Origin of the sequence: Algimonas ampicilliniresistens (genome assembly GCF_030159955.1) — a bacterium.
GTDB lineage: Bacteria > Pseudomonadota > Alphaproteobacteria > Caulobacterales > Maricaulaceae > Litorimonas > Litorimonas ampicilliniresistens.
Genome location: NZ_BSNK01000002.1, coordinates 1,003,193 through 1,026,427, shown reverse-complemented (window position 1 = coordinate 1,026,427; position 23,235 = coordinate 1,003,193). Strand labels below are relative to the sequence as shown.

The window sequence follows — 23,235 nt, the reverse complement described above, 5'->3', positions numbered from 1 at the left end:
TTATTCTTCACGCCCGGCACGGCGCATGGCGTCGATGGCGGGCTTCATCAGATAGTTTAGAACTGTGCGCGAATCCGTCTGCATGAAAGCTTCTGCTGGCATGCCGGGCACTAAGGTAAGCGTGTCAGACAAGCGCGACAGCTGGTCTGCTGGCAGTTCAACTTGCACTTCATAATATGGGAAACCCGTGGCCGGATCGACCAGTCGGTCCGGGGCAATGCGGACAATCGATCCGTTTAATTCCGGCGTAGTGCGCGCATTGAAAGCCGATAGGCGCACCGTGGCCAACTGGCCAACATAGATTTGATCGATGTCGGCCGGCTGGACTTGAGTCATGATGATCAACCGCGCTTCAGACGGGATAATTTGCATCAGCTCAGCCGCCGACTGAACCACGCCCCCAGTGGTCGTAATCATGAGATTATGGACAGTCCCCGTAACGGGTGCGGTAATTAGAACCCGGCCTGCCTGAGCGGACGCCGCCGTCATTTGCTCGCGAAAATTCGCCATTTCGGCTTCGGTCTGGCGCAACTCAGTTAAAACCTCGGCCTGCATATCGCGTTCCAGCTGGTCAATTTCGCCGCGTGTTTCTACGATTTGTCCGCGCAATCGGTCGATCTCGGACTGTCGTGATTGCACCTCGCCTTCAAGACGAAGCTGCTCGCGCTCCAGCGCCAATACGGCAGGTTTACCGAGAAATCCTTTATCGACGAGTGTCTGCTTGGCTGTGCGCTCCTCGATCAGCTTGCCAACTTGTGATTTATTAGAATCGATCAGCGCGCGCAGCCCCGTGATCTGGCTTTCCGACTGACCTAGTCGTTGCTGCAAGAGCCCGACCTGTCCCAACATCGCCGCGCGACGGGCAGCAAACAGGTTGCGTTGCCCTTCGACAGCACTACGGACCCGCGGATTAGATGCCGCCGACGCAAGCAAATCATCGGGAAAATCGATTTGGGCCAGACCATCCCGCTCGGCCTTGAGCCGCTCGACCCGCGCTCGGGTTTCATTCAGTTGAACTTGAACGATTTCGCGCGAGGCATCGATTTCAGTTGGATCAAGTTGGATTAGCGGGTCACCCACTTCGACCTTATCACCGTCCCGCACAAAAATCTCGCCGACAACGCCGCCGTCGAGATGCTGGATCAAGGCGGGTTTACCTTCGACCGCGACAAAACCCGGCGCAATCACGGCCCCTTTGATCTTGGCGACTGCGGACCACCCAAACAGGCCGAAAACCAACATAGCGACACCGATATAACCAATGCGCAGGTAGCGCTGATAACCATCATCCGAGACAGGCGGCTGTGCAGGCGACGCGCCGCTCAACTGGGCCGAAAAATCCGGAGGCAGTGGCGCATTCATGACGTATCACCGGAGCGTTTCGCGGCGGCGGACTGACCAAGCACAAGCGGCCCCGTACCTGTCCCCTTCAAAGAGATCGGAGATATGGCGGGCTTTGATGGTTTACTTTTTTTTGCCTTAGCCGCTTTTTTCTCCTGCATCGCGCCGCGCAAGGCGGCTAGAACCTCATCCTTGGGACCAAAGGCTTCCTGCTTGCCGTCGCGCAGGCTCAAGATCAGATCAACGGCAGCAATAGCGGATGGGCGGTGCGCCATAACGATCACGCTAGCGCCTTTTTTCTTAGCGGTCGCAATGGCCTTGGTCAGCGCCTGATCTCCCTCATGATCCAGATTGGCGTTCGGCTCGTCCAGCACGATCAGCTTCGGCGATCCGTAAAGAGCACGCGCCAACCCGATCCGTTGCGTCTGGCCACCCGACAGCACGGATCGACCGATACCGACTTGAGTTTCATATCCCGCCGGCAAGCGCAGGATTAGGTCATGCACCCCCGCCCACTTTGCGGCGGTGACCACGCTTTCATCCGTCTTTGCAGGATCAAAACGGGCAATATTCTCGGAAATAGTTCCATCGAATAACTCAACCATCTGCGGCAGGTAGCCAATATGGCGCCCGACAGTTTCCCGGTCCCACTGATCAAACGTAGCGCCATCGAGACGGACGGACCCGCGCTGCGGCATCCAAACCCCAACAAGCAGGCGCGCAAGGGTAGACTTCCCCGACGCGCTCGGCCCGATCACGCCGAGCCCTTGTCCCGGCTGAACTGAGAAATTCAGGCCTGACAGCACCGCTTTTTGCGCCCCCGGAGGACCTGCTGTGAGGCCTTCCACCGTAATATGACCTGTCGGATCGGGAAGCCGCGTCGATTGCGGCTGGTCGATTTCCCGCAAGTGGAAATCATTCAACCGATCATAGGCATCCCGCGCCTGACCGATATTGCGCCATTGGCCGATAATCATCTGAACGGGGGCTAAGGCGCGACCTAAAATGATAGAGCCAGCAATCATCGCACCGGGGCTGATAATCTGTTGGATTGCGAGCGCGCCGCCCGCGCCCAACATGGCAGATTGAAGAAACATACGAAATGCTTTGGTAAAAGACGACGCGCCGCCGGACCGATCTGCCGCCGCCACAGTCTCGCGCGAGCCCTCCACATTAAACTGAGCCCATCGGGCGCGGACATTTTCGCCCATGCCCATCGCCTGAATGGCTTCGGCATTACGCTGAGCCGTTCCTGCGAAGGCTTGTTCAGCACGCCTCAGCTTGAGGCTCTCCATCATCGGCTTTTCGGTCCGACGACTGGAAATCCAAGCCGATGTAAAAATGATGGCCGAGCCGATCACTGCGAGCACACCCAGTGTCCAATGCAGGAAGAAGATCAGCAAAATGAAGAGGGGAGCCCATGGCAAGTCAAAGAACGTCCCCGGCGCTGGGCCGGAGAGAAATTGGCGTAGCGTGCTAATGTCGGACATGGGCTGAGCCCGGGCCGCCGCCCCGCCACCCGTCGACTGTCGTAACCAGGGCGTGAACGTCTTAGACGTCATGACCCCTTCAAACTCGTCGGCGACGCGAACCAGCACGCGGGACCGCCAGAAATCAAACAGCCCCATGAAGAAATAAAGCAGCAGCATCGCGACCGAGATAAAGATCAGCGTCGCCATAGAGCGGCTCATCAAGACGCGGTCATAGACCTGTAACATGTAGATTGGGCCCGTCAGCATGAGCAGGTTCACGAAGAATGAGAACACGCCAATCCCGACAAAAGCGGACCGCGCACGCGTGAGGACTTCGCCAACAGGCGAGCGCAACCCCGTGCGGTCAGCAGCATCGCCCCCCGAACGTCGGGCTTTATCAACCGTCTTGCCTGCCGTCATTGATCGTCCCGATCTGTCCGGGCTGCATCATTACAGGCCGGATCAATACCTTAGGGGTCAGTCGATCCGGTTGCAAAGTTGCAATTCAGCCAGCGCTCTCAGATTCAGTCCTGCCGTAAAGCGGCGACTCCCTATTGAAAATTAATGCAAAACAACCGTCTTTTTTACCCGTGTGACCGTGGACCCGGTGCGGACGAGGCGCTAAGGCGGAACTTTAAAGGCAGGGATTTCTTCGAACCTTTTCGGTTCTGGAGGCCCGGTCGATGTCTGGCAAGGAACTGTTCACAACCCTTCATGACCGCCTCATTTACAAAACGGCCGACCACTCTGTTCTCGCGCTTAACGGCATGTGCGGCTTTGACGCCTATGCTCACGGTGGCAGCGATTGCGCTCGTGAGTTTCGCGACGCCGTCTTTAGCGCAAATGGCCCCTGATCAAACAGCTGCAATGTCTGGCCGCGCGCTCAAGCTTGCACCCGACAGCCCCTTTCGCGATCCCGACGTCATCTATCTTGAAGCGGACGAACTCATCAATGATGAGGCCGCGAACTTGCTGACGGCCATTGGCGAAGTGGAAGGCCGCTATCAGGACCGAACGTTGCGCGCCAATCGCGTCGAATATGATCTCAATACAGGGTTAGTTCTGGCCATCGGCGACGTCGTGCTAATCGATGCAACGGGCGACGTGCAATATGCGGATAAGCTAGAGCTTTCCGACGAACTTCAGGCCGGGACTGCCGCGAACTTCACCGCAAGACTGGCCACAGGCGCGACCACAGCCGCACGGTTCGTGACCCGTGACGAGGACGGCGAGTTCGAGCTTTTCAACGTCACCTACACGGCGTGCGAGCTTTGCAAGAATAGTGAAGGTAAGACCAAGAACCCGACTTGGCGGCTGCGCGCCCGTCGCGTCAAACAAGACGCAGAGAGCCGCACCATTCGCTACAATGATGCCGTCCTAGAGTTGTTCGGCCTTCCTATCTTTTACACGCCTTACTTGGCCCACCCTGACCCCAGCCAAGACAGGGCATCAGGGCTGTTGATTCCAACGATTGGGAATTCCGGATCTCGCGGCTTTACGACTGTCTTGCCCTATTACTGGGCAATTGATGATTATACTGAAGCGACCATCACGCCGCACATCTTCTCAAAGGTCAATCCGCTGCTCGATATTGAAGCGCGGCGGAAATTTCATACGGGTGAGCTGAATTTCGCCGGCTCTGTAACACGTGGAACTCTATTTGACCGTAATGGTGACCCTCTCGACGATCCGAGCCGTTTCCTCCTCCCGGGGGATGCGGAACGCGGCGCAGAAATTTCGAGCCACTTCTTTGTCGATGGCTATTTCAAGCCGTCTGACATTTGGAGTTACGGTTATACCGTTATGCTCCAGACCGATGACACCTATCTGCGGCGATACGGCCTCGATACGACATTTAAAACCAATGGTCTGATCGAAAATGAACCGCTGCGGAATACGACTCAGGCCTTCATTGCGGGCCAAGGCGACAATTTCCGCGTCTCGGCCGTCGCGGTTGGGTTTCAGGACCTCAGATCGCAATATTTTGAAGATGAGACGACCCAACTCATCTCTTTATTCCGGGACGATAACACGGTTCTACCGATCATCGCGCCGCGGGTGCAGGGCGAGTATTACATCAATGATCCCGCGCTTGGCGGACGGTTCCGTCTCTTCGGCGATGCAAGTTATCTCACGCGAGAGACTGGCAGTGATTATGGGCGCGCCACCGCAGGCGCTGAATATTCCAAGACTTGGATCGCGCCAGGCGGGATGGAGGTCAAACCTTTCGTCTGGGGTCGGTTCGACAATTACGACATTGAAAGTAATGCCGGGACCGAGATCGGATTTAGCCGCACTATCGGTCAAGCGGGGGTCGATCTTCGCTATCCATTCATTCGTCGCGGGAAGTCAGTCGACCTGATCATCGAACCCCGGGCTTTATATACGGAAAGCTTTGGGAACTCTAAACTGGATGAGTTTTTTGATCCCGCTGACGGCACTTTGTTAATCGAAGACGGAAGTTCACCCGATTTGGACTCGGCGTTGTTGTTTGAAGCCAACAAAGCTGATGGTTATGACTTCTTTGAAGAAGGCAGACGGATTAATTTGGGTGCGCGATTTGCTGCCCGCTGGGATATGGCTGGGCGTCCGAGTGAAGCCGCTATTTTTGCGGGTCGAAGCTTTAGCGATGGGGTCTCAGATCGGTTTGATCCGGAATCAGGCTTATCGAATGACAATTCGGAATATGTTGCCGAACTGGATCTTAATCTCGGCGGTTTCTTCAAATCCAACACTTGGGTCCGCTATGACGAGGACCGGGACGTGTTTTCTCGGATCGATTCAACGGTAAGTCTGGATACAAAGTTCGTGAGCCTGACAGGCCGTTATTACACGCTGGACCTCCCGACACTGGCCATCGTCCCTGGTACGCCGCAAGAAGAAATTTCAGGCGACATCACCGTCCGACCGTTTGGTGGCTGGTCCGTCGGCTATAGTGCCGTCCATGATTTCGATAGCGACGTGACCCGGACACAGAGAGCCACTCTGGGTTATCGGGATGATTGCACCTTGGTCGAAATCTATTTCCAGAAACAAGATTTTGATAATGACGTGATCCGGAACGACAGTACGATCGGCATCCGGCTTACCCTTGCGACATTAGGTGACCTAGGTAGCAACTAGACACCTATCGTTGGCTGGTTAGCCAACGAAGGCTTTTTCAATAACAAATTCTTTGGGATCAGAGTTTGATCCTTCGGTCAGCCCGAAGCCTGCGACTAATGCCGCTGTGTCATCAATCATGTCTTTAGATCCGCAAATCATCACCCGGTCAGTGGCGGGATCGAGTGGCGGTGTGCCCGCAGCCTCAAACAATTTTCCAGTTTCAATCAATGTCGTGATGCGACCCTTAAGCGGATGATCTTCGCGAGTGAGCGAGGTGATCAGCTTCAACTTCGGCGACCCGTCCTCATTGACCACCATTTCGCCGACCAGTGGATCGTTGATCAGATCAGCAACCAAGCGCTGTGAGTATTGCAGTTCGTCAGCTTCGCGACAGGTATGAGTCACGATGACCTCATCATAGCGCTCAAAGGTCTCCGGGTCGCGCACAAGCGAAGCGAAAGGCGCAAAGCCCGTGCCCGTCGAGAACATCCACAGCCGCTTTCCGGGCAGTAAAGCATCAAGGACCAGCGTACCGACCGGCTTACGACCCAGCAGAACCGTGTCCCCATTTTGAATTTTCTGTAAGCGCGAAGTCAGCGGACCATCTGGCACCTTGATCGAATAAAATTCGAGTTTGTCGTCCCAAGCGGGTGAAGCGATCGAATAGGCCCGCATGATTGGGCGTTTCTGGTCTTCAGTCTTGGGCAAACCAATCATGATGAACTCACCCGTGCGAAACCGAAAGGCAGGCGGCCGGGTAATTGAAAAGGCGAACAGACGATCCGTAAAATGCTCAACGTCGAGCACAGTTTCCTCTGTAGGAGAATTAGACATTGAAAGACGCCTTTCTGGAGCAAGTATGCGCAGCGCGGGGCCTCTAGCGGGACATCAACGCTGATTCAATGACTGATATAGAGAACATCTGTTCTTTATACAGAACACCTACCACGCTGGGCCATCACGTTTCCGATAGGACCATTTACGGAGTTTTTTTGGACCTAACTCAAGACGCCACCGGGTTGGACCGTTAAGAACACACCATGACTGAGCTGCAACTTCAAACCGAATTCCCTGACTATCACCGCGATGACTGGCAAGCGCTGGCGGAGGGCGGCCTGCGCGGCGCCGAATTCGATACACTGATTAGCCAGACAGAGGATATTCTAACGCGCGGGCCCCTCTTTGATGCGGGCAATCGGCCTGTCGATCATGCGTCCCTCCCACGTCGAGGCGCTCCGCTGCTGGAAGGTCGTCCTTGGCATATATGCGCAGCTATCAGCGACGCGGATCTGGCCTTTGCCAATGAACAGGTCTTAGCCGACCTTAAAGGCGGTGCCAGCGCGGTGCGAATCACGCGGTCCGGCTTCACCCGCCGCGCCGAGGTCAGACGCGTGCTAGAAGGCGTTCATCTTGATCTCGTACCACTGATCATCGCGCCTGGCAGCGATGCAGCAGAATTCGTCCTCCAAATGGATGAGCTAACCAACACGCCCGTAACCCTCGGTCTCGATCCACTCGGAGAGCAACCGGATTGCCCAAATGAATGGCGCGCTTTCACCGCCAACGCCGCCGCGATCCATGAGGCAGGCGGCACTGATAGGTTGGAATTGGCTGGATTTGCAGCCACGATGGCGGAAACGTTTCGTCGGCACGGGCCAAGCGTCCATGCGCATATGAGTGTCTTGCTCAGCCTTGGAACGGACGCACATTTGAACATTGTGAAAATCCGCGCGGCCCGGCGGATTTATACCAGTATCGCCAATGCCTTCGGGATCGAAGACCCGTCCCTGCCCGTTCACGCCATATCATCCCTCCGCATGATGCAGAACGAAGATGCTTGGACCAATCTATTACGCACTATGAGCGCTGGATTTGGCGCTGTGGCGGGCGGGGCGGACTATGTAACGCTTCGTCCGTTTACGGACACGCCTAGTGAAAGACGGCTCGGCAACGCGACGCCTTTTGGCTACCGAGTCGCGCGCAATCAGCAGCTACTAATGATGGAAGAGAGTCATCTCGGTCAGGTTCAAGACGCCGCTTATGGGAGCTACTTTCATGAGCGCCTAACCGAAGACCTCGCGCAAGCGGCTTGGGCCAAGTTCCAACAGATCGAAGGCGATGGCGGGATCGAACCGTATTTGATGAGCGGGGCGTTTAAGGCCGATTGCGATAATGCGGCCAAAGCACGAGACAATCGCTCTGATCCAATCCTTGGCGTCACCCTCCACCCCAGCAGCGACATGACCCCGCCGGAGGTTCGCAAATGACCCTCGACTTCACCAAAATCCCGCTAGGGTCCGCGACACCCTTTGATCGTTCTGGGGAGGCCTGGGAATCACCAGAAGGCATTACCATCGCCGCAGCTTACAGTCCCGACGATGTCAGCAACTTAGACAATCTGAACACATACCCCGGCCTCGCGCCCTATGTGCGCGGCCCCTACCCGACCATGTATGTTCAGCGGCCGTGGACCATCCGGCAATATGCGGGGTTCTCAACAGCGGAAGACAGCAACGCCTTCTACCGCCGCAATCTTGCCGCCGGGCAGAAAGGCCTGTCGGTCGCCTTCGATCTGGCAACGCATCGCGGCTATGATTCAGACCACCCGCGTGTGCCAGGTGACGTCGGCATGGCGGGCGTAGCCATCGATTCTATCTATGACATGCGGGTCTTGTTCGACGGAATTCCGCTCGACAAAATGAGCGTCTCAATGACGATGAACGGCGCTGTCCTGCCGATCCTCGCCCTCTACATTGCCGCCGCCGAAGAACAGGGCGTCGCGCAGGACCAACTCTCAGGCACAATTCAGAACGATATCCTCAAAGAGTTCATGGTCCGGAACACCTATATCTATCCGCCTGTGCCAAGCATGCGGATCATCGGCGATATTTTCGCACATACATCTGAGTATATGCCAAAGTTCAACTCGATCTCGATTTCCGGCTACCACATGCAGGAAGCGGGTGCGTCTGCGGATATTGAGTTGGGCTACACGATTGCCGACGGGCTGGAATATGTCCGCACCGGGCTAGCGGCCGGAATGGATATTGACCGGTTCGCGCCAAGGCTGTCCTTCTTCTGGGCCATTGGCATGAATTACTTCATGGAAGTCGCGAAGATGCGAGCCGCGCGTCTACTTTGGGCGAAACTGATCACGCCATTCGGGGCGGAGAATCCCAAATCGACCATGCTCCGTACACATTGCCAGACGTCTGGCTGGTCACTCACCGCGCAGGATGTGTTCAATAATGTCGGGCGCACCCATATCGAAGCGATGGCTGCCGTTGATGGCCACACGCAAAGCCTGCACACGAATTCTCTGGATGAAGCCTTGGCGCTTCCGACTGACTTCTCGGCCCGGATCGCGCGCAATACGCAGATTTTCCTCCAGACTGAAGGCGGACATACCAAGACGATCGATCCGTGGGGCGGCAGCTATTATGTTGAGGCCCTGACCCATCAGCTGGCGGATAAGGCACTGGCCCACATTCGCGAAGTGGAAGCACTGGGCGGCATGGCCAAAGCCATTGAAGCGGGCATTCCGAAACTGCGGATCGAGGAAAGCGCGGCGCGCACTCAGGCCCGCATTGATAGCGGCGCGCAAACCGTTGTTGGTGTCAATAAATATGTTACGGATGATGACCGCGAAATTCCGATCTTGAAGGTTGATAACGCCGCCGTCCGACAAGGACAGATCGCCCGACTTAAACAGTTAAAGGCAGACCGCGATCCGGGTGAGGTCGCTGATGCGCTCGACGCTCTGACGCAGTCGGCGGGAACAGGCGACGGTAATTTGCTAGCCCTTGCCGTTGATGCGGCCCGTAAAAAAGCCACGGTCGGCGAAATTTCTGATGCACTAGAAAAGGTCTATGGCCGGTTCGAGGCCAAGCCCGCAGGTGTGACGGGTGTTTACTCATCCGCCTTTGATGCGCGAAACCCGGCCTATGCTGAGGCGCTATCGCGCGTGCAGGCTTTCTCTGAGCTAGAGGGCCGCAAGCCCCGTATCCTGATCGCCAAAATGGGCCAAGATGGCCATGATCGTGGTCAGAAAGTCGTCGCCACAGCTTTTTCCGATCTTGGTTTTGAAGTGGTCATTGGGCCGCTCTTTCAAACACCTGAGGAAGCCGCGGCGCTCGGCATCGAAAATAATGTCGACATTGTTGCGGCCTCTTCCCTCGCCGCGGGTCATTTGACGCTTGTGCCGGGCTTGCGTGATGCCCTCGCCGCGCAAGGACGCTCTGACATCCTCATCATTGTCGGAGGTGTAATCCCACCCGAAGATATGGACACACTGCGCGAGATGGGCGCCAAGGCCGTCTTCCTTCCCGGCACAAATATTCCGGATGCGGTGCTAGAGGTATTGGAAGTCGTGAACGCGCGGGTCAGCCAGGGTGCATAACAGAGGGCGCTTAAAGCGCCTACTGAAACTCCAACCGTTCTTGCGAAGCGAAAAACAGAGACGCGACTTCGCTATCTTTGACGCTATCTTCTGGCGGCAGAGACAGGATCGTACGGATTGTCTGTTTGCGCTCGACGAGGGCGGTTTCAAAGTCGGCCTCAATCTTGGCGCGAGTCCCCCGGATTTCGAGATTGCGCATCAGCGATTCGTAGATATCCACCCGGCCCATCAGGAAGTAGCTTTCATACAGGATCTTTGATGCAATCTTCTCATGAATGTCGCGATAGGCGAGCTGTTCCAGCATTTTGTCGACCGGTTTAACGATAAAATCGAGCTCTTCACGCACCGATGGCATCATCAGGAACAGGCGCTTCACCTTCAAAAATTCTTTCTCGATCGCTTCGATCTTGTTGGGGTCAGCGGCATGATTGGTGACGATGACAATATCGATGTCGGACCCGTTGACTGGCACATCCAGCGTCGCATGCATTCGGCGTGTATCATGCGCCAGAAAATAGGCGATGTCGCCCGACAGGAAGACAACGCAATGATCGTTCAACTCTTTTTGCAAATCCGGACTTAGTTCCAGCAAAGCCTGACGCGCGCGGCTGAGCTTGCGTAAGGAAATGGTCCTGAACTTATTAGCCATCAGCGTCCCGCCTTCGACTGCGGCCACGCTTTGCTCCGGTAGATAAATCAGGCTGAAGGTCAGAAAATCGCGCAAAATGGACGGCGACAGGCGAAGCGTATTGTCGCGCTTAATATCGTAACGCAGATAGTAACGCGCGCAATTGCGCACGCGGATCTGATTCGACGTATAGCAGGTGCGCCAGAGATCGATTGGCGGAATATCCGACAACCACTCGGAAAGTTGATGCCCCGGCGTTGGCCCGTTTTCTCGGATCAGATCACAAATACGCTCAGCCAATGTTACGGCATTAAGATCGGTTGGTGATGGCGTTTCGGATTCGCTCATGGCGCTATGTTGCACGGCGTGACGGGAGCTGTATAGCCTGTCCCGTCACGGCGACACGCCCCTTTTAAAGGCCAGAAACCCATGAGCAAAACCGCGTTGATCACCGGTATTACGGGACAGGACGGCGCCTATCTGGCGGAGCTTCTGCTCGCCAAGGGATATGTCGTTCACGGTCTCAAGCGCCGTAGCTCGTCCTTCAACACGTCCCGCATCGACCATCTTTATGTTGATCCACATGAGGGCGATGGCCGCTTTCACCTTCACTATGGCGACCTGACGGATGCGACCAATCTAATCCGGGTGGTGCAGGAAACCCAACCGGACGAGATTTACAATCTCGGCGCCCAGTCCCACGTCATGGTCAGTTTCGAGACGCCGGAATATACGGCCAACGCCGACGCGATTGGCACGCTCCGTCTCCTCGAAGCGATCCGTATCCTGAAGATGGAAGACAAAGCACGCTTCTACCAAGCCTCAACATCCGAGCTTTATGGCAAGGTTCAGGCCGTGCCGCAAAATGAGGACACGCCCTTCTATCCGCGTAGTCCGTATGGGGCCGCGAAACTCTACGCTTATTGGATCACGGTCAATTACCGTGAAAGCTACGGCATTCACGCCTCGAACGGGATATTGTTCAATCATGAGAGTCCACGCCGAGGTGAAACTTTCGTGACGCGAAAGATCACCCGCGCCGTCGCCGCCATTCATCATGGCCTGCAAGACAGGCTCTATCTCGGCAATCTTGATGCCAAACGCGATTGGGGTCATGCGCGCGATTTTGTCGAAGGCATGTGGCGTATCGTGCAGCAAGATCATGCGGACGATTATGTGCTGGGCACAGGCGAAACCCATTCCGTGCGCGAATTTGCAGAACTCGCTTTTGCGCGCGCCGGGATTACGCTCGCATGGTCTGGCGACGGCGTCGATGAAGTCGGCCGAAATGCGGCGACGGGGGACACGTTAGTGCAAATCGACCCGCGTTATTTCCGCCCGGCAGAGGTCGATCTACTCCTGTCAGACCCGTCCAAAGCGAAGGCGGATCTCGGCTGGGAAGCCACGACCAGCTTTGCAGACTTAGTCGAAGAAATGGTCGACGCTGATCTGAAACTCGCCGCCCAGACGGCAGCCCTCGACGATATTGGTCATGGCTGATCCACAATTTGATTTATGCGGCCAACGCGTCTGGGTGTCGGGTCATCGAGGTATGGTGGGATCGGCCCTGCTCCGCCGCCTTGCCACTGAACCTGTCGCGGACGTTCTGACGGCAGGACGCGATCAGCTCGACCTGACCGATCAAGCAGCGGTGAACCAATGGGTGTCTGACGCCAAGCCGGACGTGGCTATTATCGCTGCGGCCAAGGTTGGCGGTATCGTCGCGAATGACAGCGCCCCTGCTGACTTCCTCTATGAAAACCTGATGATCGCGAGTCATTCCATTCACGCGGCCTATCAAGCGGGCGTGAAGAAGCTCCTCTTCCTCGGCTCATCCTGCATTTACCCCAAATATGCCGAGCAGCCGATCCGTGAGGACTCGTTACTGACTGGGCCGCTGGAACCCACTAACCAATGGTATGCCATCGCTAAGATTGCGGGCGTCAAGCTTTGCCAAGCCTATCGGGCTCAACATGGCTGCGACTTTATCTCAGCCATGCCGACCAATCTCTATGGCCCCGGCGACAATTACGACCTGCAAACCTCCCACGTTATTCCCGCCCTGATCCGCAAAGCCGAAGCCGCACGATTAGCGGGTGACGAGAGTATGGAAATCTGGGGGACAGGTTCGGCGCGGCGCGAATTTATGCATGTCGATGATCTGGCGGACGCCGCCATCTTCGTCCTGAAGCACTATTCCGACGCAGACCCGATCAACATCGGCGCAGGAGACGATGTCACAATCCTCGAACTAACCCAGGCAGTCATGGATGCCATCGGCTTCCAGGGGGAGATTACTCACGACCGAACTAGGCCGGACGGGACACCGCGGAAATTGATGGACGGATCGAAACTCAGCAAAATGGGTTGGGCAACATCCATACCCCTGAACGTCGGCTTAGCCCGCACCGTCGAGACATTTCGGCAAGAAATCGCGAAGGCGTGATGAGCTCAGTCGACTCTTCTATTGACGCGCAGACTTAATCGTGGGATTTTTCCCACATGAATACACAATCTCTTCTTTCCTCCTTAGAGGACTTCGCTCAACGTAGCGGTCAATCTGTCTCGACCCTATCGCGCAAGCTCTTCAATGATGGCAAAACGGTCGTGCGCTTGCGCGAGGGCGGACAACTCACCCCACGTACGCTGGAAAAAGCCTGCGAACGTCTCGAAGAACTAGAGAGAGAGGCGGCTGGGCCGCTCGGCCTCGAACTCTCGCATCTCGACCGGCTTGAAGCGGAGAGCATTCACATCATGCGTGAGGTCGTCGCGCAGTGCGATAATCCCGTCATGCTCTACTCCGTCGGCAAGGATAGTTCGGTGATGCTGGAATTGGCTATTAAGGCCTTCTACCCGTCTCCGCCGCCCTTCCCGTTGCTCCATGTCGACACACGCTGGAAGTTCAAGGAAATGTACGAATTCCGCGACAGCCGCGCCAAGGAAGCCGGAATGGAGTTGATCGTTCACATTAATCCTGACGCCATTGCGCAGGATGTCGGTCCGTTCACTCATGGCTCCGCAACGCATACTGACATCACCAAAACCCAAGGGTTAAAGCAGGCCCTCAATGCCGGGAAATTTGACGCAGCCTTTGGCGGCGCGCGTCGCGATGAGGAAAAGAGTCGCGCTAAAGAGCGCATATTCTCATTCCGGAATGAGCATCATCGTTGGGACGCCAAAAACCAACGTCCAGAACTCTGGGACATTTATAATGCGCGCGTAAAATCGGGCGAAAGCATGCGGGTTTTCCCGCTCTCCAATTGGACCGAGCTTGATATCTGGCAGTATATATACCGCGAAAACATCCAAATCCCCGGCCTCTATCTTTCCTCAGAACGCCCTGTTGTGAAACGCGACGGCACCTATTTCATGGTTGATGATGACCGCATGCCAATGGAGCCGGGCGAAACGCCAGAAATGCGCTCGGTCCGATTCCGAACATTAGGCTGCTACCCGCTCACAGGCGCCGTCGAGTCTGAAGCCAAGACGCTAGAAGGCGTTATTCAAGAAACTTTGCTCGCAACCACGTCTGAGCGTCAAGGCCGGGTCATCGACTCGGACTCCGGCGCATCGATGGAGAAGAAGAAAGAGGAGGGCTATTTCTAATGGCTCACCACGACCCCCTCATTGCGACTGACATTAAAGCCTATCTCGACTCCCAAGCGCGTAAGAGCTTTCTACGCGTCTTCACTTGCGGCTCTGTCGATGACGGCAAGTCGACCCTCATCGGGCGGCTGCTTTACGATTCCAAACTCATCTATGAAGACCAGATGGCGGCGATTGAGCGCGACTCAAAAGCCTCCGGCACAACGGGCGAGCGTCCCGATTTGGCGCTGCTGGTGGACGGTCTTGCGGCAGAGCGCGAACAAGGCATCACCATTGATGTCGCCTACCGGTTTTTCTCAACCGATAAGCGCAAATTCATCATCGCCGATACGCCTGGTCACGTACAATACACCCGCAACATGGCGACTGGCGGATCGACGGCCGATGTCGCGATCTTGCTGATTGATGCGCGGCACGGTGTGGTCGAGCAGACTCGTCGCCACGCTTTCATCGCAAGCTTGCTCGGCATTCCTCAAGTCGTTGTCTGTGTGAACAAAATGGACCTCGTCGATTTCGATCAGAGTGTCTTCAACGCCATTGATGTCGACTTCCGCGCGTTTGCCGACGGTCTGAGTTTTGACGACATCATGACTATTCCGGTGAGTGCGCTCAATGGCGACAATGTCACGACCCGATCGGATAAAGCCGACTGGTATAAAGGACCAAGCCTGCTCAACTTCCTAGAGGAGACCGAAGTTGACCGGGAGAGTCTAGAAGCGCCGTTCCGTCTGCCTGTCCAATGGGTCAACCGCCCCAATCTGGACTTTCGGGGCTTTTCCGGCACCATCGCGTCCGGCACGGTCTCCAAAGGCGACGAGATTATCGCTATGCCGTCGGGGAAACGCTCACGCGTCGCTGACATCATCCTGCATACGCAGCATTTAGAACATGCACGGCAGGATCAGGCCGTCACGCTGACCTTAGAAGACGAGATCGACATTTCACGCGGCGACATGATTTGCCGCACAGATCATCCCGTCGACATCGCTGACCAGTTTCAAGCCCATCTGATCTGGATGGATGACAATGCGCTATTTCCCGGACGCCAATATATTCTCCGCTCGACGAATACGTCGGTCACGGGGTCAATCACGGCCTTGAAACACCGGATCAATGTCACAGATTTCAGTGAAGTCGCCGCCAAGACGTTAGAGTTAAACGAAATTGGCGTTGTGACTCTCTCCCTCTCCAAAGCCATTCCCTTTGATGCCTATTCGGATAATCGAAAAACCGGAGCGTTCATCGTTGTGGACCGTCTGACCAACCGGACCGTTGGGGCTGGCATGATAGATTTCGCCTTGCGGCGATCTAAAAATATCGTGCGTCAGGACTTGATCGTCGACCGCACAGACCGGGCGTCCCAGAAAGGTCAGCAACCGACCGTGCTCTGGTTCACGGGTCTATCGGGGTCAGGCAAATCAACCATTGCCAATCTGGTCGACAAAGCCTTGTTCGAACGCGGCCACCACACCTATACTTTGGACGGCGACAATGTCCGGCACGGGCTGAACCGCGATCTGGGTTTCACTAAGGAAGACCGGATCGAGAATATTCGGCGCATTGGTGAAGTCGCGAAGCTGATGAGCCATGCCGGGTTGATCGTCATGTGCAGCTTTATCAGCCCCTATCGGGCAGAACGGCAAATGGTGCGTGATCTGATGGAAGAAGATGAGTTTTTTGAAATCTTCATCGACACACCGCTCGCCATCGCCGAAGATCGAGATGTGAAAGGCCTCTACAAACGTGCACGAGCCGGTGAGATTAAGAATTTCACGGGTATTGATTCAGAGTATCAGCCGCCCGTTAGACCGGATCTTCGTATCGACACGACGGTAACGTCCGCAGCGGATGCCGCTGAACAGGTGCTTGATCTCTTGCGATCGCGTTTCCGATTAGACGATCCAAAGCTCGTTATGCGTGACGGCGGCGGCATCTAATGGCTGATTTCGATCTCTTTAACGGCGATGCCGACGGCATCTTTTCGTTGCTGCAATTACGACAGGTCGAACCCCGACCCGATGCCGAATACATTACGGGCGTAAAGCGAGAGATCGCCCTCTTCCCACGCATCGCGGGACGAGCCGGCAAAGGCGACCGCGTCGTCGCGCTCGATATTTCAATGGCCAAGAACACAGCGGGCCTGACACAAGTTCTGAAAGACGGGGCTGAGGTCTTCTATGTCGACCATCACGCGACAGGCACTATTCCGGAAAGCGATCATCTCACCGTCATCACAGATGACGCCAAAGAAACGTGCACGGCCTATCTTATGGATCGTCACCTCAACGGAGCCAAGGCGACCTGGGCTGTTTGCGGTGCCTACGGTGATAACTTCCAAGATCTTGCAGACAAAATCGCCACATCCCGCAATCTCGCTGTGCCGATGGGTCGGCTGCGCGAATTGGGCGAGCTAGTGAACTATAATGCTTATGGGTTGAGCCTGGACGATCTGCACATCCACCCGGCAGCACTGTTCGAGATCCTTCTGGCCTATCCCGGTCCAGTCGAGTTTCTAGAGGATGCGCATCCAATCTTCACAACGCTCAAGACGGGCTTTCACAGTGACTGGGATGTGGCGCAAAGCGCCCGTGAGATCGATGTGTCGGACGCCGGTGACATCTTATGCCTGCCAGCCCTATCTGCCTCCAACCGGGTCAGCGGCTTATTCGGTAATGCGCTCGTCGATGAGGAACCACATAAGGCGTTTGCAGTGCTGACAGAATTGGGCGGCAATCCCTCGACTTACCGCGTCTCGATCCGTGCGCCCCGCGGTCGTGAAAGCGGGTCGGCTGCAAAACTGGCGACAGAGTTTGGCGGCGGTGGACGGGCCGCAGCCTCGGGCATTGACGATCTGTCAGATGCCGATCTTCCGCGCTTTGTCGATGAGTTCCGCAAAGCGTTCGCCTGATCACGAAATTTTGCGTGCCCTCGAATATGTTTGAGTGTATTAAGAGCGCAGGTTCCACCAGCTTTGATGGAGATAACCATGTCAAAGCGTCACCGCAAAAACCGTATGTTTGACGAGACCGTCATGAGTGAAGGGCCTGTTGCCGATCTACAGACCCCGAAAACAAAGCGTCCGAAGGGTAAGGATTGGGGCAAAGCTCGTCGGTCCAATCAAAAAGCCGCTTATTGGGACTGACCCGCGTCTAGCGGGTGAAATCCGAACCTGCCTTTCGCGCCTTTGCCAGATATTCGTCTGATCGCATTTCGATCATGCGAGACGCTGTTCGTTCAAATTCAAACGCGCCATCTCCCGATGGATAAAGATCGCTTGGTTCTGCGGCGGCGGAAACGATCAGCTTTGTGCGCGTTTCATAGAGCGCGTCGATCAGCGCCACGAACCGTTTCGCTTGGTTTCGCATGTCCCGGCTCATCTGCGGCACGTCATCGAGCATAAGCGTATGAAAGGTTGCGGCGAGGGTCAGATAGTCCGCCGCGCCCAAGGGGCGATCACACAGCGCTTCGAATGTTTCACGCGCGGCGCCGGAACCTGTCCGGGCTAAGGTCAGATTACGGCCTTGTACGCTCAGGGTCGTCGGCCGCATCTTAGCCTCTCCCGTTATTCGAGCCCAAGCCATGTCCATAGCCGCCTGTGTATCTGCATTGAGCGGCGCATAATAAACTGGTGCGGCGCTCAGCTGCCGCAAACGATGGTCCGTTTGTCCGTCAAAATCGAAAACGACTAAGTGCTGCGGCATCATTTTGATAAAGGGTTCGAACAAAGCGCGATTAAGCCCATTTTTGTAGAGATCGCGCGGCGGTCTGTTCGATGTTGCAACCACGACGACACCTTCCGCCCACAAGGCTTCAAACAGGCGCGCCAAAATCATGGCGTCCGTAATGTCCGTAATGTGAAATTCGTCGAAACAGAGCAGCGTCGCCTCAGCCGCGATGGACCGCGCGACAGGGACAATCGGATCGTCCCCATCGCCTCGCTTATGATGTGGACTGGCTCGCCGACCAGACCGGTCAAGCTTGCGCCATTCATTGATACGGTCATGCACATCGATCATGAAGGCGTGGAAATGAACCCGGCGCTTGGGTTGGGTCGGCGCGAGACGAAAGAACACATCCATCAGCATGGATTTGCCGCGTCCAACGCCGCCCCACAAATAAAGCCCTTTCGGCGTGGGGTCACGGCCGAACAGGCCCAGCAACCCCGGCTCAGGGTCATAATCTCTTAGGCGGTCCAAGGTGGCATCCAACGCAGCCGCTGCCAACGTTTGCACAGCATCATCAGTCAAAGCGCCCGATGAGCGTTTCGCCGCCAGCCATTCGCTTACAGACGTTGGCCGAACGATCAAAGCAGGAGCGCCAGAACTGCCGCGCCAAGGAGGCCAAACGCCACCATTGCCGAGGCATACAACAGGATAGGACGGCGAATAGGCGGCACCGAATCAGGGGCATCATCAGATCGAGTCGGGCGGGTCACGGCGCGGCTTTCGGCCATTCGCCCTATCTTCGTCAACAAATTCGAACCAATTAACGACTCAAGAGGGAACGAGTCCATTCACGCCACGTTTAACTTACTGTAAGGTAAGGTCACTCGGCCATCGACTCACACTGAGTCGACGGTATCGGTGCTACTTTGCCGAAATAGGAGGGGACCCTTATTATGGACCAGATCAACGAATTCATGGCGACCATGCCTGGCTGGCTCGCCGCCGTCATCACCGCCATCGTGGCCGTACTCATCGCTCTGATCATCAGAGCCGTTGTTGCAACTGTCATCAACAAGACTCAGTTCGGCGCCAAAGCGAAGACAACAGGGGGCAATATCGGTATCGCGCTCGGTCGCGCAGGCTTCTGGCTGACACTATTATTCTTTGTGCCGCCCTTCCTAGGTTTCCTCAATCTCGGCGAATATGCGCAACCGGTCGATGACCTGTTCCGCAACATTGCGGCCTTCCTGCCTAATTTGATTGGTGCAGCGCTACTCTTCGGTATTGGTTTCGTTATTGCCAAGATCGCGCAAAACGCCACATCCACCACATTACGAGCTGTTCAAGTCGACAATCTGATGTCGCGCTTTGGTGTTAATGACGCGACTGGTTCAACAGGGTCTTTGGCCAATGGTGCGGGCACACTCGTCTTTATCCTTGTCATCGTCCCCGTCGCGATCGGCGCACTCGGTATTCTTGATATTGAAGAGATTTCTGTTCCACTGAGTAACTTGCTGCAGGACTTCTTGGACTTTATTCCAGAGCTGATCAGTGCTGCTGTCGTCCTTGGCCTCGCGATCTTCATTGGTAAGTTTGTCTCGAACTTCTTGAAAGGCTTCTTGCCGACGCTTGGTTTCGACAACTCAGTCAACACACTGATGTCCGTCGATGATGGTCAAGGCCTGCGGGTTTCGCCGTCATCCGTCGCTGGCAATCTAGCCTTCTTGATTATCGCTGTTCTGGGTTTGACCGCGGCACTCGACATTCTCGGCATCGAGTTCTTGTCAGAGACGTTCAATGACATTGTCGCCTTTGGTGGACAATTGCTGCGCGCGGCCGTCCTCATCATGATCGGCGTATTCCTAGCGAACTTTATCGCTCGAATCATGGCCGGCGTGATCAGCCCACGCATCGCGGAATTCTTCCGCTATGTTGCGGTTCTGATTTTCGTCTTCCTCGGACTGTCCTCATTGGACCCTGCTGGCGATATCATCCCAACCGCTTTTGGCGCACTGGTCATTGGCACCGCTGTTGCTGGAGCCCTCGCCTTCGGCTTGGGAGGTCGTGACTGGGCGGGTGATGTCCTGCAGGAAATGTTCCCACCCAAGGATATGGGCGGATCAGCAACAAAGCCGGCAACGAAGAAACCGGCTCCGCGTCGCAAGACACCGCCGAAACTCTAGTCTCAATTGGTTTTCCCAAGCTGACTTCAAATCTGAAAGCCGCCTCCAAGTGAGGCGGCTTTTTTATTGCGCAATCGCCTGCAAAGCTTGCCGATCAGTCAAAGCTGTCTCAGGCAGCGCGATTAAAGCCTCAATGCGGGACCGACAAAGATCATAGACATCCGAGAATGCCTGCCGTCGGATCGTGTCGTTCTTAATATGGGCGGGATCTGGCGCCGACCAATGAACGCGAAGACCAGGGCCGTGAAAGACCGGGCATGTTTCCGCCGCCGCACTATCGCAGACGGTGATGACAATATCGAAGGCGGGCGCATCGTCCCCTGAGAAAGCATCCCAACTTTTCGAGCGATAACCTTCTGTCGAATGTCGGCGTCGGCGCAGTTCTGCCAAACCATCAGGATGCGGAACGCCTGAAGGCTGAGACCCCGCGCTAAATGCGCGAAAGCGCCGCTTTCCCAAATCGTTCAAAAGCGCTTCCGATAGGATGCTGCGGGCCGAGTTCCCCGTGCAAAGAAACAGAACATTGATAGGATCAGACATAGTCCGGCGCTTGCCAACCGGGCCGACCCCGGTCAAGACGCGCGGCGTGCATATCGTCGAACAGCTGATCCGCGAACGCGCGCCTAAACTTGTCAGCCGGCCACGGCTCTGGCGGGCTGTTCGCCCCCTGCTCTATCGACTCCTTGCGTATGATGCGGCGGTGTTCCTCGCCAATGCCGTGCGCCCCATGAGCGGTCACGAGGCATTTCGGATGGTGGCACATCATATCTCACCACGGACAGCGGTCGAGGGGCTTCAGAACATCCCGCGCAAAGGCGCGTGCATCCTTATCGCCAATCACCCCACTGGCCTCGCCGATGGGCTCGCCGTATTTCAAGCGATCCGTGATCGACGCCGCGATCATGTCTTCCTTGCTAATGCCGATGCGCTCCGCGTGATCCCAGAAGGCGAAGACATCATCATTCCAGTGGAATGGGTGAAAGAAAAACGCAGTCTCGCCAAAACGCGCGAGACGATGGTTGCCATGCGAAAGGCCATCAAAGAAGAGAAATGCATTGTCATCTTCCCAGCGGGTCGTCTGGCGCGGATGACATGGCATGGTCTGGTTGATCAATCATGGGAACGCTCGGCCGCTATGGTGGCCAAAAAATATAATGTTCCAGTGATCCCACTCCGCATTCAGGCCCGGAACTCAATGCTATATTACTTCTTCCATCGCGTCAGTGGAGAGCTACGCGATATCACCTTGTTCCATGAGCTTCTGAACAAGAAACACCGTCTATTTCGTCTGACTTTTGGCAATTTCATTCCGCCCGGCGAGATACCCGATAATGCGGACGAAGCGACGGCGCAGTTACGTAAAATAGTCACCAGCCTGTAGTGCCCCCTTAACCTCTTTCCCTTAGCCCATTCGGATGATCGGGAACTGGTCGCATCATAAAGACGCATTCGAGCGCTTCCTTCGGATCAGTCCCGAGATGAGCGCGGAAAAACGACTTCGCGCACGCGTCATATATCTGAGCTGCCTTGGCTTTTTGGCGTTACTCATCACAAATTTAATCTATTTCATGGTCTGTTATGACGGGTTCGCGTTAAAACGGCCTATATTGGCCGCGACTTGCGTCATCATGGCCTTGGCCCTTCTAATGGTGCGCTGGACCAAATCTGCAACGGTCTATGGCCTGTTTTTCACTGTTTTCCCTTTGTCAGCCGTCTGGATATCCGCTCGGCACAGCGTGGCGGCCAAGACCTCAGAAATGTTGGGCGGCGGCATCCACACACCGACATTGCCTATTCTTTGTGTCGGGATCGTTCTTGCAGCTATCGTCGGCACGCGATTGACAACAATGCTCTACGCCGTCCTTTGCCTCGGCTTGGTGATCGGGTTGAACCGAATGTCCGGCGTGGCACCGATGAGCGCCGAATTCAGCGTGATCACTGAACTGCGGTCCATGCAGATCTCCGTCGCCGTGTCTTTGCTCGGCATTACGGCCTTCACCCTGTCCCGATTAGCCTATTCGGCATTGGCCAACATCGAATCTGCACTCCGCCGCGCGACCCGTGCCGAAGCGGCCCGCAAAGAATTGCTAGCCACCATGAGCCACGAAATCCGTACGCCCCTCAACGGCATCATCTCCGTCTCAGATCTGCTCGGAAAAGGGGATCATAGCGAAACAACACAGAACCATCTCAACATCATTGAGATGAGTGCCTCTAATCTTCTGACCATCGTCAATGAATCGCTCGGTAGAGCTCGATCCGAACATCTTGGCGAGGAGAACACCAACGCCATTCAAATCAGCAACCAGCCATTTGATCCAAGTGATTTAATACAACAAGTCTGCAACCTGTTCACGGCCAACGCATCTCAAAAAGGCTTGTGGATCGGCACTTACGGTCTTGAGGCTCTGCCGGATAATCTGCTCGGTGATGCCCCACATTTAAGGCAAGTTCTCAACAATCTCGTCGGGAACGCGATCAAGTTCACACATCGAGGCGGCGTTCGCATCGGGGCCCGATTGGTCGGCTCTACCGAGGAGAACAATGCCGTCCAATTCTTTGTCCAAGATACAGGCGTAGGAATCGAGGACGATGCCAAGGCCCGTGTGTTTGAGCGATTTGGACAGAGCGCGTCAGGCCTGACGACCGAGGCTGACGGAACCGGACTCGGCCTCGCGATTAGCAATGATTTAGTGTCCGCCATGGGCGGAACGCTTGAAATGGAGAGCGCCGTGGGCGTTGGGACGGCCTTCTACTTCACTCTACCGATACCTATCGCGGTCGACAGCACAAAACCCGTCGCAGCCTAGACCCGCCCTATTCCTTTAGAAACGCG

At 55.7% G+C, this 23,235-nt stretch carries 18 protein-coding genes; 12 read left to right on the top strand and 6 right to left on the bottom strand.

The window, feature by feature from the left end; genetic code table 11:
- Both QQL54_RS12780 and QQL54_RS12775 read right to left on the bottom strand, forming a co-directional pair.
- Positions 1 to 1,362 (bottom strand): HlyD family type I secretion periplasmic adaptor subunit, encoded by a 1,362-nt coding sequence (locus tag QQL54_RS12780; RefSeq protein WP_284391357.1) that lies wholly within the window; start codon positions 1,360 to 1,362, stop codon positions 1 to 3.
- Complete coding sequence (locus QQL54_RS12775) at positions 1,359 to 3,233, bottom strand: type I secretion system permease/ATPase (protein WP_284391356.1); 1,875 nt, start codon at positions 3,231 to 3,233, stop codon at positions 1,359 to 1,361. Before QQL54_RS12775 ends, QQL54_RS12780 begins: the two co-directional genes overlap by 4 nt.
- A 294-nt stretch (positions 3,234 to 3,527) precedes the next feature.
- Here QQL54_RS12775 and QQL54_RS12770 point away from each other — a divergent pair, with 294 nt between their 5' ends.
- Positions 3,528 to 5,936: an LPS-assembly protein LptD gene (locus QQL54_RS12770; RefSeq protein ID WP_284391354.1), complete on the top strand. Its 2,409-nt coding sequence runs from the start codon at positions 3,528 to 3,530 to the stop codon at positions 5,934 to 5,936.
- Between the two features lie 18 nt (positions 5,937 to 5,954).
- Here the strand turns inward: QQL54_RS12770 and QQL54_RS12765 are convergent, their stop codons facing one another.
- On the bottom strand, positions 5,955 to 6,752 hold the full coding sequence (locus QQL54_RS12765; RefSeq protein WP_284391352.1) for a ferredoxin--NADP reductase: 798 nt from the start codon (positions 6,750 to 6,752) through the stop codon (positions 5,955 to 5,957).
- A 206-nt stretch (positions 6,753 to 6,958) separates the two neighbouring features.
- Here QQL54_RS12765 and QQL54_RS12760 point away from each other — a divergent pair, with 206 nt between their 5' ends.
- Complete coding sequence (locus QQL54_RS12760) at positions 6,959 to 8,185, top strand: methylmalonyl-CoA mutase family protein (protein ID WP_284391350.1); 1,227 nt, start codon at positions 6,959 to 6,961, stop codon at positions 8,183 to 8,185.
- Positions 8,182 to 10,317, top strand: coding sequence for a methylmalonyl-CoA mutase (scpA, locus tag QQL54_RS12755; protein ID WP_284391348.1), 2,136 nt, complete (start codon positions 8,182 to 8,184; stop codon positions 10,315 to 10,317). The genes QQL54_RS12760 and scpA overlap by 4 nt, the downstream gene beginning before the upstream one ends.
- 19 nt (positions 10,318 to 10,336) lie before the next feature.
- Here the strand turns inward: scpA and QQL54_RS12750 are convergent, their stop codons facing one another.
- A complete protein-coding gene (locus QQL54_RS12750) occupies positions 10,337 to 11,293 on the bottom strand; it encodes a hypothetical protein (protein WP_284391347.1) in 957 nt (318 codons plus the stop codon).
- Between the two features lie 81 nt (positions 11,294 to 11,374).
- Between QQL54_RS12750 and gmd the strand changes: the two genes are divergently transcribed.
- The 6 genes from gmd to QQL54_RS12720 all read left to right on the top strand — a co-directional run bounded on the left by gmd (position 11,375) and on the right by QQL54_RS12720 (position 17,693).
- On the top strand, positions 11,375 to 12,445 hold the full coding sequence (gene gmd / locus QQL54_RS12745; RefSeq protein ID WP_284391343.1) for a GDP-mannose 4,6-dehydratase: 1,071 nt from the start codon (positions 11,375 to 11,377) through the stop codon (positions 12,443 to 12,445).
- A complete protein-coding gene (locus QQL54_RS12740; protein WP_284391341.1) occupies positions 12,438 to 13,391 on the top strand; it encodes a GDP-L-fucose synthase family protein in 954 nt (317 codons plus the stop codon). The genes gmd and QQL54_RS12740 overlap by 8 nt, the downstream gene beginning before the upstream one ends.
- Before the next feature lie 56 nt (positions 13,392 to 13,447).
- Entirely contained in the window at positions 13,448 to 14,551 is a 1,104-nt protein-coding gene (gene cysD, locus QQL54_RS12735) for a sulfate adenylyltransferase subunit CysD (protein WP_284391339.1), read from the top strand.
- Positions 14,551 to 16,488 carry a sulfate adenylyltransferase subunit CysN gene (gene cysN, locus QQL54_RS12730; protein ID WP_284391337.1) on the top strand — a complete coding sequence of 646 codons (1,938 nt, stop codon included), beginning with the start codon at positions 14,551 to 14,553 and terminating at the stop codon, positions 16,486 to 16,488. Before cysD ends, cysN begins: the two co-directional genes overlap by 1 nt.
- The gene (locus QQL54_RS12725; protein WP_284391335.1) at positions 16,488 to 17,459 is read left to right on the top strand and encodes a hypothetical protein; all 972 of its coding nucleotides are present in this window, start codon (positions 16,488 to 16,490) and stop codon (positions 17,457 to 17,459) included. The genes cysN and QQL54_RS12725 overlap by 1 nt, the downstream gene beginning before the upstream one ends.
- A 78-nt stretch (positions 17,460 to 17,537) precedes the next feature.
- Positions 17,538 to 17,693, top strand: coding sequence for a hypothetical protein (locus tag QQL54_RS12720; protein WP_284391333.1), 156 nt, complete (start codon positions 17,538 to 17,540; stop codon positions 17,691 to 17,693).
- A gap of 7 nt (positions 17,694 to 17,700) precedes the next feature.
- On the opposite strand, the gene zapE is transcribed toward QQL54_RS12720, so the two are convergent.
- Complete coding sequence (zapE, locus tag QQL54_RS12715; RefSeq protein WP_284391329.1) at positions 17,701 to 18,858, bottom strand: cell division protein ZapE; 1,158 nt, start codon at positions 18,856 to 18,858, stop codon at positions 17,701 to 17,703.
- A gap of 311 nt (positions 18,859 to 19,169) precedes the next feature.
- Between zapE and QQL54_RS12710 the strand changes: the two genes are divergently transcribed.
- Entirely contained in the window at positions 19,170 to 20,399 is a 1,230-nt protein-coding gene (locus tag QQL54_RS12710; protein WP_284391327.1) for a mechanosensitive ion channel, read from the top strand.
- Positions 20,400 to 20,462: 63 nt separating this feature from the next.
- Here the strand turns inward: QQL54_RS12710 and QQL54_RS12705 are convergent, their stop codons facing one another.
- Entirely contained in the window at positions 20,463 to 20,939 is a 477-nt protein-coding gene (locus QQL54_RS12705; RefSeq protein WP_284391325.1) for an arsenate reductase ArsC, read from the bottom strand.
- Between the two features lie 46 nt (positions 20,940 to 20,985).
- On the opposite strand from QQL54_RS12705, the gene QQL54_RS12700 reads away from it, so the two are divergent.
- Both QQL54_RS12700 and QQL54_RS12695 read left to right on the top strand, forming a co-directional pair.
- Positions 20,986 to 21,780 (top strand): 1-acyl-sn-glycerol-3-phosphate acyltransferase, encoded by a 795-nt coding sequence (locus QQL54_RS12700; protein ID WP_284391323.1) that lies wholly within the window; start codon positions 20,986 to 20,988, stop codon positions 21,778 to 21,780.
- A gap of 34 nt (positions 21,781 to 21,814) precedes the next feature.
- A complete protein-coding gene (locus tag QQL54_RS12695) occupies positions 21,815 to 23,209 on the top strand; it encodes a sensor histidine kinase (protein WP_284391321.1) in 1,395 nt (464 codons plus the stop codon).
- Positions 23,210 to 23,235: the final 26 nt, after the last annotated feature.